Source organism: Actinospica acidithermotolerans, from assembly GCF_018139625.1.
Taxonomy (GTDB): Bacteria; Actinomycetota; Actinomycetes; order Streptomycetales; family Catenulisporaceae; genus Actinospica; species Actinospica acidithermotolerans.
Window position 1 is genome coordinate 1 of record NZ_JAGSOH010000168.1, and the last position, 12,244, is coordinate 12,244.

General features: G+C 72.0%; 13 protein-coding genes and 2 riboswitches. Of the genes, 7 read left to right on the top strand and 6 right to left on the bottom strand.

Annotated elements, in window-relative coordinates; genetic code table 11:
• Positions 1 to 171: 171 nt before the first annotated feature.
• Positions 172 to 331, top strand: a riboswitch (cyclic di-AMP (ydaO/yuaA leader).
• 25 nt (positions 332 to 356) lie between these two features.
• A complete protein-coding gene (locus KDK95_RS31775; protein ID WP_212522047.1) occupies positions 357 to 638 on the bottom strand; it encodes a hypothetical protein in 282 nt (93 codons plus the stop codon).
• A 4-nt stretch (positions 639 to 642) separates the two neighbouring features.
• On the opposite strand from KDK95_RS31775, the gene KDK95_RS31780 reads away from it, so the two are divergent.
• The 3 genes from KDK95_RS31780 to KDK95_RS31790 all read left to right on the top strand — a co-directional run bounded on the left by KDK95_RS31780 (position 643) and on the right by KDK95_RS31790 (position 2,912).
• Positions 643 to 1,182 (top strand): hypothetical protein, encoded by a 540-nt coding sequence (locus KDK95_RS31780; protein WP_212522048.1) that lies wholly within the window; start codon positions 643 to 645, stop codon positions 1,180 to 1,182.
• Between the two features lie 163 nt (positions 1,183 to 1,345).
• A riboswitch (cyclic di-AMP (ydaO/yuaA leader) is annotated at positions 1,346 to 1,546 on the top strand.
• 10 nt (positions 1,547 to 1,556) lie between these two features.
• On the top strand, positions 1,557 to 2,372 hold the full coding sequence (locus KDK95_RS31785) for a hypothetical protein (RefSeq protein WP_212522049.1): 816 nt from the start codon (positions 1,557 to 1,559) through the stop codon (positions 2,370 to 2,372).
• 99 nt (positions 2,373 to 2,471) lie between these two features.
• Positions 2,472 to 2,912: a GNAT family N-acetyltransferase gene (locus KDK95_RS31790; RefSeq protein WP_212522050.1), complete on the top strand. Its 441-nt coding sequence runs from the start codon at positions 2,472 to 2,474 to the stop codon at positions 2,910 to 2,912.
• On the opposite strand, the gene KDK95_RS31795 is transcribed toward KDK95_RS31790, so the two are convergent.
• Positions 2,913 to 4,583 carry an amidohydrolase gene (locus tag KDK95_RS31795; protein WP_212522051.1) on the bottom strand — a complete coding sequence of 557 codons (1,671 nt, stop codon included), beginning with the start codon at positions 4,581 to 4,583 and terminating at the stop codon, positions 2,913 to 2,915. It lies immediately after the preceding gene.
• The gene (locus KDK95_RS31800) at positions 4,583 to 6,082 is read right to left on the bottom strand and encodes an APC family permease (RefSeq protein ID WP_212522052.1); all 1,500 of its coding nucleotides are present in this window, start codon (positions 6,080 to 6,082) and stop codon (positions 4,583 to 4,585) included. Before KDK95_RS31800 ends, KDK95_RS31795 begins: the two co-directional genes overlap by 1 nt.
• A gap of 141 nt (positions 6,083 to 6,223) precedes the next feature.
• Between KDK95_RS31800 and KDK95_RS31805 the strand changes: the two genes are divergently transcribed.
• The 3 genes from KDK95_RS31805 to KDK95_RS31815 all read left to right on the top strand — a co-directional run bounded on the left by KDK95_RS31805 (position 6,224) and on the right by KDK95_RS31815 (position 9,618).
• Entirely contained in the window at positions 6,224 to 6,910 is a 687-nt protein-coding gene (locus tag KDK95_RS31805; RefSeq protein ID WP_212522053.1) for a TetR/AcrR family transcriptional regulator, read from the top strand.
• A gap of 45 nt (positions 6,911 to 6,955) precedes the next feature.
• Positions 6,956 to 8,593, top strand: coding sequence for an ABC-F family ATP-binding cassette domain-containing protein (locus KDK95_RS31810; RefSeq protein WP_212522054.1), 1,638 nt, complete (start codon positions 6,956 to 6,958; stop codon positions 8,591 to 8,593).
• 119 nt (positions 8,594 to 8,712) lie between these two features.
• Positions 8,713 to 9,618 (top strand): mechanosensitive ion channel family protein, encoded by a 906-nt coding sequence (locus KDK95_RS31815; RefSeq protein ID WP_212522055.1) that lies wholly within the window; start codon positions 8,713 to 8,715, stop codon positions 9,616 to 9,618.
• A gap of 114 nt (positions 9,619 to 9,732) precedes the next feature.
• Here KDK95_RS31815 and KDK95_RS31820 read toward each other — a convergent pair whose 3' ends face one another.
• The 3 genes from KDK95_RS31820 to KDK95_RS31830 all read right to left on the bottom strand — a co-directional run bounded on the left by KDK95_RS31820 (position 9,733) and on the right by KDK95_RS31830 (position 11,254).
• Positions 9,733 to 10,242 carry a hypothetical protein gene (locus KDK95_RS31820; protein ID WP_212522056.1) on the bottom strand — a complete coding sequence of 170 codons (510 nt, stop codon included), beginning with the start codon at positions 10,240 to 10,242 and terminating at the stop codon, positions 9,733 to 9,735.
• Entirely contained in the window at positions 10,239 to 10,784 is a 546-nt protein-coding gene (locus KDK95_RS31825) for a hypothetical protein (protein WP_212522057.1), read from the bottom strand. The genes KDK95_RS31820 and KDK95_RS31825 overlap by 4 nt, the downstream gene beginning before the upstream one ends.
• A 92-nt stretch (positions 10,785 to 10,876) precedes the next feature.
• Positions 10,877 to 11,254 (bottom strand): DUF6401 family natural product biosynthesis protein, encoded by a 378-nt coding sequence (locus KDK95_RS31830; RefSeq protein WP_212522058.1) that lies wholly within the window; start codon positions 11,252 to 11,254, stop codon positions 10,877 to 10,879.
• A 218-nt stretch (positions 11,255 to 11,472) separates the two neighbouring features.
• Here KDK95_RS31830 and KDK95_RS31835 point away from each other — a divergent pair, with 218 nt between their 5' ends.
• The gene (locus KDK95_RS31835; protein WP_212522059.1) at positions 11,473 to 11,850 is read left to right on the top strand and encodes a hypothetical protein; all 378 of its coding nucleotides are present in this window, start codon (positions 11,473 to 11,475) and stop codon (positions 11,848 to 11,850) included.
• Positions 11,851 to 12,244 lie beyond the last annotated feature (394 nt).

A 12,244-nucleotide genomic window follows, 5' to 3' on the forward strand; every position in this document is an offset into this window, starting at 1 on the left:
GTCCGGAGCGGGCTGATTCACCCGCGGTGAGCCGTAAGCCCAGGGCGAACTGACGGCAAGTCAAGCTTGCGGCAACTTCGAGACGAAACGGTGACATCCGGCCCGTCGGTCTGTTAGGTTCTGGCCTCAGCGCTTCCGGCGGACGTCGCAATCAGCGGCACCGGACGCGCCCGCCGAGTCCCCGCGAGGGGAGCCGGGGACCCAACCCGCCAGGCCCGCGCCTGGCAAATCCCCGGGGTGAATCGGCCCCCGCCCCACCCACGGGGCGAGGCCGTAGGGCGCCTTCTTCCGCCCGAACCCGTCAGCTAACCCGGTAGGCGGCCGAAGGAGAGGGCCGTTTACCCGACCGTGGGCAGTCACGCCAAACACAGCCGCAAGTCGCCGATCGTGCAGTCCGACGCGAGCCAGTCCTGGACCCGGAAGTACCCGGCGATCACCGTCGCGGCGCTCGCCGGAACCGTGGTCGGCGCGCCGGGCGGCGTCGCAGCCGCGATGACGATCGGCGGCCACCACCAGGGCACCACGCCGAACGCCGCGACCGCGGACGTCCTGCCGGCCAGCGCGGCGACCTCCGCCGGAGCCTCGGCGTCCGCCTCCGCGACCGCGACCGCCACCTCGACGGCGTCGCCCAAGGTCACGCAGGTGAAGATATCCGCGAAGGCCACGGCCAGCGCCTCGGCGTCCGCCAGCGCGAAGGCCAGCGCGACCTCCTCGAACCCCTACGCCTCGGTCACCTGGGGCGCGCTCGAGCCGGTGGCCGAGTACGGCACGCAGAACACCTTCACCCCGAGCACGGACCAGTGGGAGAACGCCCGGACGATAGTCGAGGTGGCCGAGAAGCGCGGCATGCCGCTCTACGCGGCCGTCGTGGCCGTCGCCACCGCGATCCAGGAGTCCCAGCTGATCAACCTCACCTCCGCGACCAACGCGGACTCGCTGGGCCTGTTCCAGCAGCGCCCCTCGCAGGGCTGGGGCACCGCCTCCGAGCTGACCACCCCCTCGTACGCCGCGAACGCCTTCCTGGCCGCGCTCGAGGCGGACGCGCCGGACTACCAGAGCATCTACCTCTGGGAGGCCGCGCAGGACGTGCAGCGCTCCGGGTATCCGACCGCTTACGCACAGTGGCAGAAGCAGGCCACGACGATGGTCTACGACATCGTGAACGGCGAGGCGCCCAGTTAGCCCGATTCCGGCCCGGAGGGTCGGAAACTCATGAATTTCTCGGCAGAGCGTGGCCCATGGGTCACGCTCTGTCCGCTTTATGCACTATTTGTGACAAGTCACGACAAGGTATGTATGGTCGATGACTGTGCGACCGGCTGACGCCGAGGAATCCGTCCGGCACCGGCCGCACCCGCCGAGTCCCCGCGAGGGGAGCCGGGGACCCACCACGCCGCGTCTTCGCGGAGGATCCCCGGGGTGAATCGGTCCCCTGGGTGCACACCGTGATCGAAGCATGACTCCGTGTGCAGAAAGGACCGTAGGGCGAACCTCACCTTCCGCCCGAACCCGTCAGCTAACCCGGTAGGCGGCCGAAGGAGAGGCTGTCTACAACCGTGTCGTCGTTCAACCCTGCCCGCGCGCTCAAGCGGGTCAAGCTCAACCACGCCGTCCCCGCCGCCGGGCTGGCCCTCGCCGCCGTCGCCGTGGCCGTCACCCCGCTGACCGCGTCCGCCACCACCACGACCGCCGCGTCCGCCACCGCCCCGCACACCGTCGCGCAGCACACCACCGCGCAGCACACCACCGCCAAGGCCGCCGCCGCGACCAAGGCGAGCGGCACCGCGGCCAAGCAGGCCGCGCCCGCCGCCAAGCAGGCCGCGCCCGCCGCGAAGGCCGCCGCCGCGCCCGCCACCCAGGCCCCCGCGAAGACCACGACCACCACGAACACGACCGCGCAGTCGAACACCGCGACGACCGTGTCCACGAAGCCTTACGCCGGCGTGAGCTACTCCTCGCTGGAGCCGACCGGCACCGAGGGCTCGCAGCAGCGCTTCTCCCCCTCCTCCGACCAGTGGAACAACGCGACGAAGATCGTGCAGGCCGCGAAGGACATGAACATGTCCGCGTACGCCGCGACCATCGCCGTGGCCACGGCCATGCAGGAGTCCTCGCTGCACAACCTGCACTACGGCGACCGCGACTCGCTGGGCCTGTTCCAGCAGCGTCCGTCGATGGGCTGGGGCAGCGCGTCCGAGCTGACCGACCCGACGTACGCCGCGAAGGCGTTCCTCAAGGAGCTGCCGTCGGGCTACGAGAGCATGAGCCTGTCCTCCGCCGCGCAGTCGGTGCAGCGTTCCTTCGACGGCTCGCTGTACTCCCAGTGGGAGTCTCAGGCGGCTTACATGGTTCACAGCATCGCGAACTCCTGATCACGCAGCGGATCCGGGCCCGGCACACGGCGTGTCGGGCCCGGATTTCTTGCCGTCCGCTAGCGACTAGGTGCAGCTCAGTGCGCTAGTCTCCGGGTCATGGCAGATTGGGAGTTGCGCCCCGCCGAAGATGCGGACGTTGAGCAGATCGCGGAGCTACGCGCCGTGACGATGCGTCCGGATCTCGAGCGGCTCGGCCGCTTCGATCCCGATCGGGTACGCCAGCGGCTGCGCAACGGATTCGCGGCCGAACACACATGGGTGATCGAGGTCGAGGGCGCCTTCGCCGGCTGCGTCGCCCTGCGGCCGGACGTCGACGCCCACTGGCTCGAGCACTTCTACCTCGATCCGCGCTGGCACGGCAGGGGGATCGGCTCCGCCGTCCTCGGCACGCTGCTCGAACGCTGCGACCGCGAGCACCTCGTCGTGCGCGTCAACGTCCTGCACGGGAGCCGGGCACGGTGGCTGTACGAACGGCACGGATTCACCGCCGTGACCGAGACTCCCGTGGACATCTTCATGCTGCGCGCCCCGCGCTGATCAGGCCTCGTACACCAGCGTTCCGCCGACGTACGTGGCGGCCGCGCTGGCCCGGTGGATCTCCTCGGCGGGCGCGCCGAACGGGTTCCGGTCGAGCACGGCCAGGTCGGCGAGCATCCCGGGGGCGATGCGTCCGGTCTCGTCGAGGTGGTTCACGTAAGCCGTGCCGGCGGTGTACGCCGTCAGCGCGTCGGCGAGGCCGATCCGCTGGTCCGGGGTGAGCGGGGCGCCTTCGCCGCCGGGAGAGACCCGGTTGACCGCGACGTGGACGCCCTGGACCGGGTCCGGGCTGGAGACCGGCCAGTCGCTACCCGCCGCCAGCCGCGCGCCGCTCGCCAGCAGGTCCCGGAACGGGTACTGCCAGTCGGAGCGCTCCGGCCCGAGGACGGGGATCGCGAGCTCGTCCATCTGCGGCTCGTGGCAGGCCCACAGCGGCTGGATGTTCGCGACCGCGCCGAGGGCGGCGAAGCGGGCGACGTCCTCCGGGTGCACGACCTGGAGGTGCGCGAGGTGGTGCCGGTGCGCGCTCTCGCCGTTCGCCTTGCGGGCCGCCTCGATCGCGTCCAGGGCCTCGCGCACGGCGCGGTCGCCGAGGGCGTGGAAGTGCACCTGGAAGCCCTCCCGGTCGAGCCGTGCGACGTAGCCGCACAGCAGTTCCGGGTCGACGAAGCTGAGCCCGGTGTTACCGCCGCCGCTCGCGGAGCCGCACGCGCACGGCTGCACATAGGGCGCGGTGAGCGCGGCGGTGCCGTTCTCGATGATCCCGTCCTGCATGATCTTCACGCTGCCCGGGTCGAAGCGGCCGTCGCCGGCGGCACGGCCGAGCCGCCGGCGCTCGATGAACGCCTCGATCTGCTCGGCGCCGCGGTCGCGCTCCCACCACAGGGCGCCGCGGACCCGCGCCGTGAGCCGGCCCGATTCGGCCGCCCTGAGGTAGACGGCGAAGTTGTCCGGCTGGCCGAGGCCATTGCCGACCAGGGCGTCCTGCCATGCCGTGATGCCGAGCGAGTGCAGCAGGGCCTGCGCGCGGTCGAAAGCGGTGTCCAACTCGGCGTCGGAGGTGCGCGGCAGCAGCGATTCGACGAGCCTGGTCGCGCCCTCCTGCAGCATGCCGGTCGGCTCGCCGCGCGCGTCGCGCTCGATGCGTCCGTCGACCGGGTCCGGGGTGGCGCGGGTGATCCCGGCGAGTTCGAGCGCGCGGGTGTTGACCCAGGCGCCGTGGTGGTCGCGGTTGGGCAGGAAGACCGGCCGGTCGGCGACCACGGTATCGAGCGCGGCCGCGGTGGGCAGGCCGCCGGGGAACGCTTCGAGCGACCAGCCGCCGCCGGTGATCCACTCCTGGTCCGGTTCGGCGCGGGCGTACGCGCCGATCGCTTCGAGGTATTCGGCCGCGGTGCCGAGCTTGCTCAGCTCGCACCGGCCGAGCTCGACGCCGCCGAAGAGCGCGTGGATGTGCGAGTCCTGGAAGCCGGGGACGAGCAGCCTCCCGGCCAGGTCGACGTGCTCGGTGCGCGGCCCGGCGAGTTCCCGGGCGTGCGCGCCGACCGCGGCGATCCGCCCGTCCCGCACGGCGACCGGCACCGTGGTCGGTCCCGCGGAGTCGCCGGTGAAGACGGCGCCGTTGTCGAACAGCAGGTCGGCGTGGTGTGCGGACGCGGGAGCAGCAGTCATCACAGGGCACTTTCCTCGAGCAGCGGTACGGCGGGGGCGACGGCGCGGCGGGACGCGAAGTACGGCGCCTTACGTCCCCATTTCGCCCAGGCGGAGACGAGCAGTCCGACGGCGACGACGCTCATCGGGACGAGCGCGAGGAAGCGGCCGTTCTGCGCGTTGAGGGCGAAGCCGTCGGCCTGCTGCCAGTTGCTGACCGCGAGGAACGCGCCGAGGCCGAGCATGCAGGCCGCGCTGATCAGCGGCAGGATCACCGACCGCAGGGCGGGCCAGACGCCGTCGCGCACCTCGCCGCGGAAGCGCCAGGCGCAGGCGAGCCCGGCGAGGCCGTAGTAGCCGGAGACGAGGATGCCGACCGACGTGGCCATCGCGGTGATGAACTGGTTGAGCGTGCCGATCCCGATGCCCAGCACCGCGATCGCCGCCGCGATGCCCGCGATCAGCAGGGTGCCGGCAGCCGGGGTGCCGTGCTTCAGGCTCACCCGGGTCCAGATCCGGCCGAGCGCGCCGTCGCGGCCCATGGCGAGCGCGCCGCGCGCGTTCGGCACGACGCCGGTCTGCAGCGAGGCGACCGAGGAGAACAGCATCGCGAGCAGCGGCAGCGCGGCCAGCGGCTGCTTGGCGATCTGGGTGCCGAGGTACGGCAGCAGCTGGGCTCCGTTGGCGCCGAGCGCGTCGAGGGAGAAGTAGCGCTCGAAGCCGATCGCGGCGAGCAGGAAGAGCCCGAGCATCAGGAAGATCGAGCCGAAGCCGGCCCGCGAGGAGTCGCGCGCGTCGTGCGTCTCCTCGGTGAGCGAGAACGCGCTGTCCCAGCCCCAGAAGCAGTAGACGCACAGGATGATCCCGGTCGCGGCGAGCTTGGCGGACGGCGCGGTCATCGGGTTGAACCAGGCGAGCGCGACGTGGTGCGTGCCGCGGATCGCCGCGTAGCCGCAGAAGCCGATCAGCACGAGGTATTCGAACACGATCAGCGGAGTCTGGATCCTGGCGACCAGGTCGGCGCCGCGCAGCGCGAGGTAGGTGAGGCCGATCAGCGCGATCAGGCCCACGGTCGTGGACAGCGCGATCGAGGAGGGGTTGAGCGCGAGTCCGAAGGCGCTGGCCAGGTGGCATTCGTTGGCGAACGCGAGGACGAGCGAGCCGCAGACCTGGCTGCCGTAGGCGAGGTAGATCGTGGTGCCGGCGAGGGTGACCCAGCCGCACTGGAAGCCGAGCCAGGGCCCGAGGGTGCGGCCGACCCAGGTGTAGCTGGCCCCCAGGTCGCGCTCGACGCGGTTGAGCCGGCTGAAGGCGAGCGCGATGCCGAGCACGAGCACCGCGGCGATGAGCACCATCGCCGGGACCGCGCTGCCGGCGTCCAGGCTGATCAGCCCGAGCCCGATGCCGATGCTGAGGGTGGGCGCGGTGTTCGCCATCGCGATCACCGCGGTGCCCACGGGGCCGACGCTCTCGCGCAGCCGGTCCTGCTGCCCGTCCGGGGCGGGTTGGGGATTAACCATCGAGTGTCCTTGGCTGGATGCGGACAGGAGGATTGTGCCGTGACGTCGATGGTGCGGCCACCCCCGTATTCTGTCAACGGTGTTGACGGTAAATTTCGGCGGACGAAACGCACGGGGTACGGGCGTGATTGAATGGCCGCCATGGCCAGGGTGATCGAATCGCGCCGCCGGAACACCCGGACGAAGACCGGCGCCGTGCTGTCCGCGGAGCTGATCGTGGACGCGGCGCTGTCCCTGGTCGGCGAGCACGGCGCGGCGGCGCTCTCGGTACGCCGGCTCGGCGCGGCGATCGGCTGCGACCCGACCGCGGTCTACCGGTACTTCGCGAGCGTGGACGCGCTGTTCCTGGCGATGGCCGACCGGCTGATCGCGCAGGCCCTCGAGGGCTTCGAGCCCGGCGGGGACTGGAAGGCGAACCTGCGCGCCATCGCCGAGCGCACGTACGGCGTGTACGTCGCGCACCCCCGCGTCGCCACCGCCGTCGCCTCCCGGGTGACCGGCGGCGCGCACGAGAGCCGCGTCATCGACCTCGTACTCGGCGAGCTGCACCGGGCCGGCTTCGCGGGCGAGCAGGCCGTGCGGCTCTACCGCAGCTTCGGCGACTTCGTGCTCGCCTTCAGCGCCGTCGACGCGGACTTCCTGGCCAGGCCGGACGAGGTCCGCGCCGCGGACGTGCAGCGCTGGCAGGACGCGTACAGCGACGTCGACCCCGGGCAGTTCCCGCACCTCGCGGCCGAGGCGCCGATCGTCGTCGCGCACGCGGAGTCGAGCACCTTCGCCTTCTGCCTCGAACTGCTGCTGGACCGGCTCGAGGCGCTGGCCGCGTGAAATTCGGGTGACACCGCCCGGACCCGGCGGCGATACTCGCGCATCATGGGCTACGTCGATCTCTCCAGCGTCGGCTACCGGCTCCCCGACGGCCGGATGCTCTTCTCGGACGTGACGTTCCGGGTCGGCGAGGGCGCGAAGGTGGCGCTCGTCGGGCCGAACGGCGCGGGCAAGACGACGCTGCTGCGGCTGGTGGCCGGGGACACGACGACGTCGAGCGGCACGATCGCGCGCGGCGGCGGCCTCGGCGTGATGCGGCAGTTCATCGGCATGATCGGCGACGATACGACGGTCGGCCAGCTCGCCCTCTCGCTCTGTTCGCCGACGCTGCGCGCCGCGGGCGAACGGGTCGCGCACGCGGAGGCCGCCATCGCGGCGGCCGGCGCCGGCGAGCGCGCGCAGCTCAAGTACGCCTCCGCGCTGGCCGCGTGGGGCGACGTCGGCGGCTACGACCTCGAAGTCGTCTTCGACACCGTCGCGGTCGCGACCCTCGGCAAGCCCTGGAACGAGGTGCGCGACCGCCCGATGCGTACCCTCTCCGGCGGCCAGCAGAAGCGCTTCGCGCTGGACCTGCTGCTCCGCGGGGACGACGAGGTGCTGCTGCTCGACGAGCCGGACAACTTCCTCGACGTGCCCGGCAAGCTCTGGCTCGAGCGACGGATCCGGGAGAGCCCGAAGACGCTGCTGTTCGTCTCGCACGACCGGGAGCTGCTCGCGAACACCGCCACCGCCGTGGTCGCCGTCGAAGGCGGCTCCGCCTGGGTGCATCCCGGCACGTTCGCGTCCTGGCACGAGGCGCGCACCGCCCGGCACGAGCGGCTGGACGAGGACCGCCGGCGCTGGGACGAGGAGCACGCCAAGCTCAAGGACCTGGTCCGGATGTACCAGGCCAAGGCGCGCTACAACTCGGACATGGCGACGCGGCTGCAGGCCGCGCGCACCCGGCTGGCGAAGTTCGAGGCGGACGGGCCGCCGCCGATCCCGCCGAAGGACCAGAACATCCGGATGCGCCTCGACGGCGGCCGGACCGGCAAACGGGCCGTCATGTGCGAGCAGCTGGAGCTCACCGACCTGACCCTGCCGTTCGACTTCGAGGCCTGGTACGGCGACCGGATCGCCGTGCTCGGCGCGAACGGCACCGGCAAGTCGCACCTGCTGCGGCTGCTCGGCCGCGGCGGCACCGATCCCGAGGGCGAGCCGCTCACCCCGCTCGCCCCCGTCGCGCACGAGGGCAGCGCGCGGCTCGGGGCCCGCGTCGTGCCCGGGCACTTCTCGCAGACGCACGACCGGCCCGAACTCGTCGGCGCGACGCTCGTGGAGATCCTCTGGCGCGGCGACACGCGGCGCCCGAGCCTGCCGCGCGACCAGGCGATGCCCGCGCTGAGCCGCTACGAGCTCGCCGCGCAGGGCGACGTGCGCTTCGAGCAGCTCTCCGGCGGGCAGCAGGCGCGGTTCCTGATCCTGCTGCTGGAACTGTCCGGCGCGACCCTGCTGCTGCTCGACGAGCCGACCGACAACCTGGACCTGGCCAGCGCGGAAGCGCTGGAGGCCGGGCTGGCCGAATTCGCCGGCACGGTGATCGCGGTCACCCACGACCGCTGGTTCACCCGTTCCTTCAGCCGCTTCCTGCATCTGGCCGGGGACGGAGAGGTGCGCGAGGTCCCTGAACCCGTATGGGGCTGACGCGCCCTCAATCGGCCTAATCGAAAGCGCTCGCCCAGCTGACCTCGTGTTACCAAGGAGTGACAGAGCGCGTCGGATCCGTCCGCGTGCCGGTGATCCGGAAGGGCACGGAACTGGCTATGCAACACAGTCAGCAGATCTACGTCGCCGGGGTCGATTGGACCGGCGGCATCACCTCGATGTGGAACAGCTTCACGACGTGGGTGCCGCGCTTCGTCGGCTTCCTCATCGTGCTGTTCATCGGCTGGATCATCGCGAAGGTGATCGGCAAGGCCGTGGAGAGCGTGCTGCGCCGCGTGCACTTCGAGCGCGTGATGGAGCGCGCCGGCATGGCGCGGGCCCTCGAACGCAGCGACTACGACGGGCCGAGACTCGTCGGCAAGATCGCCTACTACGTGATGCTGCTGCTCGTGCTGCAGGTCGCCTTCGGCGTCTTCGGCTCGAACCCGATCAACACGGTCCTGCGCAGCATCCTGGCCTGGATCCCGCGCGGTCTGGTGGCCGTCGCCATCATCGTGATCGCCGCGATGATCGCGCGCGCGGTCCGCGATCTCGTGTCGAACACGCTCAGCAGCCTGTCGTACGGCCCGATGCTCGGCACCGCCGCAGGCGTCTGCATCATCGCCCTCGGCGTCTTCGCCGCGCTCGGCCAGGCCGGCATCGCCACCGCGGTCAGCGGCCCGGTGCTCACCGCGATCCTCGCCACGATCGCGGGCGTGATCATCGTCGGTGTCGGCGGCGGCATGATCCGTCCGATGCAGCAGCGCTGGGAGCGGATGCTGAGCTCGGCCGAACGCGAGGTCACGAACGTCTCCGGCACGATGGGCAACCGCCCGGTCGGCAGCGGCGAGGCGTACGCGGCCGGCCACATGCACGGCACGCAGGCCGCCGAGGAGGAGGCACGCCGTGCGCGGCAGGGCACGACCGGCCGTCCGGAGATGCCCGGCGAGGGCCCGGCCGGCCAGGGCGGCATGCCCGGCGAGGGCACCACCGGCGAGGGCAACCCGTTCGACCCGCGCTCCTGATCGTCCGTCACCCGCGCAGACACGGCTGTGGCCCGCATCCCTTCATCGGGGTGCGGGCCACAGCGCTGCGTTCTTCCGGGGCGGCGGCGTTCCCTTAACGGCAGGTACGGTCCCTTACGGCAGGTAGGAGTCCTGCCGCGATCCCCCGCCGTCCCGCCGGCCGTGCCTGGCGGTCAGCCTGGCCCTGTTGCGTGCCTTCGGCTTCGAGCTCATCAGCCCGGAGCACATCGAGCACCACTCGTCCGAGCGCCGGGCTGCCTTCAGAGCGGCCTTAGCGCTGACGAAGGAGTCGCCGTTGAGGCCGTGCGTCTCGCACTGGACGAGGTAACGGTGCACCGCCTCGCCCTTCGCGGAGGCGGGCGCGTCGGGCGCCTCGCAGTCGAGCACCATCACGCGCACGCCGGTCTCGCGGTGGCGGAGGATCCGGTAGACGTACGTGCTCGGCTTCTCCTGCTCGGCGCCGCCGTGCATGCCCTCGGTGTGCAGTATCTTCGCGGCGCGGGCGCGGTACTTGTCGAGCACTATCTCGGCGCGCCGCACCTGCTTCTTCGCGGTCTGCCGCATCCGCCGGTCCCTCGCCCGCTTCTCGTGCTGCGGCACGCCGCCCGTACCGCTGGAGCTCATGACGTCGCCTCCCTCAGCCGGGCCCGCGCCCGGTGCCGGATCCGCCGGTTGTTCGCGACGGCCTCGGCGCAGCCCGCGCACCAGGTGTGCGAGGCCTTGACCGCCTGGATCGCGGCGCGGTGGCCGCCGAAGTACCGGGTGTCCTCGTGCGTCAGGCAGCGCACGGCCCAGTGCATTTCCGTCCCCCGCGGGTCGCGGAACGGCCCGGTCAGGTCCTCGGGGTTGCCAGCGGCGCCGAGTTCGAACACGACGACGTGGCTGCCGATGTCCCGGCGCACGTGCTCGCGCGCCTCGCCGGGCTCGGCGTTCTCCCGCCGCGGCACCACCGGCACCTGCGCGCGCTCGTCGACGGCCTGCTCCTCGGCCTCGTCCATCCCGCGCTCGCGCACCTTGCCGGTGCGGCCCACGGAGCGGGCGTGCGCGGTGATCCGGGCCTGGTCGTCCTTGTGCCGGGCCTTCCTGGTCTTTCTCGCCTTCACGGTGAATCCGGGCGACGGGGTCACGGCCTGGCCGCCGTCGCGTCCCGGAGTGAATCCGGTCATCCTCGATCCTTCCTGCAGATCGGACCAAAGGCTTATCCCTCGACCATAGATCGGCTCGCCGGATCCGTCGCGCGCAGTGCGGGACGACCAGCTCAGAATGCCGGAGCCGGACCCAGCGGGCCCGGGCCGCCCTGCCCCGCCTGACCCGTCGGACCCGTCGAACCCGTCGAACCCGTCGGGGCGGGGCCGAGCGGCAGCCGGTGCTCGCGGATCAGCCAGGAGACGGCGGTCAGCCGGAGCGTGGCGAAGTCGTAGCCCGCGTGCTCGCGCCAGTCGGCCTCGCGCAGCGCGTCCAGGAAGCCGAGGGCGTAGTCGGCGAGCGTGACGTGGTAGGCGTCCGGGCCGCCGAGCGTGTCGCGGACGGCGGCGGCGTGCTGGTCGACGGCGGCGACCAGGCCGGGCTCGAAGGCCATCTCGGGCAGCCGGGGGCCGAAGCGCTCCCAGACCTCGGCCAGCGAGTGGCGACTCATCGGCGCGACACCCCCATTATGTCCATACCAGTACGACTACTAGGCCATCCAGGCTATCAATCCAGCCTGAGAGGCCGGTAAACCGGCCCGCGGCATGAGAACGATCACACAGCTCCGGCCCTCCGCGTGCCCCCGGAGCGCGCCCCGCGGCCGGATCGCGGTTACCCTGACAGCGAGGCCGCCGCGCCGCAGCGGCGGTGAAAGCCGAGGTCACGCGCATGAACCCTCTTCAGGCACTGATCCGGACGCGGATGGCCGAGAAGCACTGGTCGTTCGCCGAGGTGGCCCGTCGCGGCGCGCTGCCCCGCTCGACGGTCCACCACCTGGCCACGAACGAGCAGCCCAGCCGTCCCCCGCACCCGCAGACCCTCACCCGGCTCGCCGCCGGCCTCGACCTGCCCGCGGAGCGGGTGCGCGCCGCGGCCGCCGAGGCCACCGAGCACACGGTGCTCACGCTCACCACGGACCCGGAGGTCGAGTTCCTGGTCTCGGCCGTGGGCAGGCTGAGCAGGGAGGACCGCCGCTACGTGGCCAAACTCGTGCGCACCCTCCTCGCCCGCTCCGCCGCGGATGACACGGGGAAGATCGGCGTCTGACGGCAGGGGGGAGAATCGGCGTCTGACGGCAGGGAGGGCGGAGAAGATCGGAGTCCGCGGCGCGGGAAGGCCTGGAGTTCGACCGCGCGGAAGACTCGGAGCCCGAGGACGCGCGGGAAGGGTCGGCGGCTGACGGCGCGCGGAAGATCGGAGTCCGCGGCGCGGGAAGGCGGCCTGGAGTTCTACCGCGCGGAAGACTCTCGGAGTGCGAGGGTGCAGGGGAAGATCGGCGTCTGACGGCGCGCGGCGGGGAGAATCCGCACCTGACGCCGGCTGCCCGCCTCCTGCGCGAAAACAGCCCGTCACCGCGGGATGAAATCATGGTCGGCATGAGCGCGCACCTGTACAGCCTGCCGACCGCCGTCCCGACCCCCGCCGCGGACCTCGCCGGCCC

Excerpts from the sequence above, each read along its gene's own strand:
- KDK95_RS31815 (WP_212522055.1), top strand. The coding sequence starts at position 8,713 with ATGCAACACAGTCAGCAGATCTACGTCGCCGGGGTCGATTGGACCGGC.
- KDK95_RS31800 (WP_212522052.1), bottom strand. The coding sequence starts at position 6,082 with ATGGTTAATCCCCAACCCGCCCCGGACGGGCAGCAGGACCGGCTGCGC.
- KDK95_RS31825 (WP_212522057.1), bottom strand. The coding sequence starts at position 10,784 with ATGACCGGATTCACTCCGGGACGCGACGGCGGCCAGGCCGTGACCCCG.
- KDK95_RS31790 (WP_212522050.1), top strand. The coding sequence starts at position 2,472 with ATGGCAGATTGGGAGTTGCGCCCCGCCGAAGATGCGGACGTTGAGCAG.
- KDK95_RS31820 (WP_212522056.1), bottom strand. The coding sequence starts at position 10,242 with ATGAGCTCCAGCGGTACGGGCGGCGTGCCGCAGCACGAGAAGCGGGCG.
- KDK95_RS31805 (WP_212522053.1), top strand. The coding sequence starts at position 6,224 with ATGGCCAGGGTGATCGAATCGCGCCGCCGGAACACCCGGACGAAGACC.
- KDK95_RS31795 (WP_212522051.1), bottom strand. The coding sequence starts at position 4,583 with ATGACTGCTGCTCCCGCGTCCGCACACCACGCCGACCTGCTGTTCGAC.
- KDK95_RS31835 (WP_212522059.1), top strand. The coding sequence starts at position 11,473 with ATGAACCCTCTTCAGGCACTGATCCGGACGCGGATGGCCGAGAAGCAC.
- KDK95_RS31810 (WP_212522054.1), top strand. The coding sequence starts at position 6,956 with ATGGGCTACGTCGATCTCTCCAGCGTCGGCTACCGGCTCCCCGACGGC.
- KDK95_RS31830 (WP_212522058.1), bottom strand. The coding sequence starts at position 11,254 with ATGAGTCGCCACTCGCTGGCCGAGGTCTGGGAGCGCTTCGGCCCCCGG.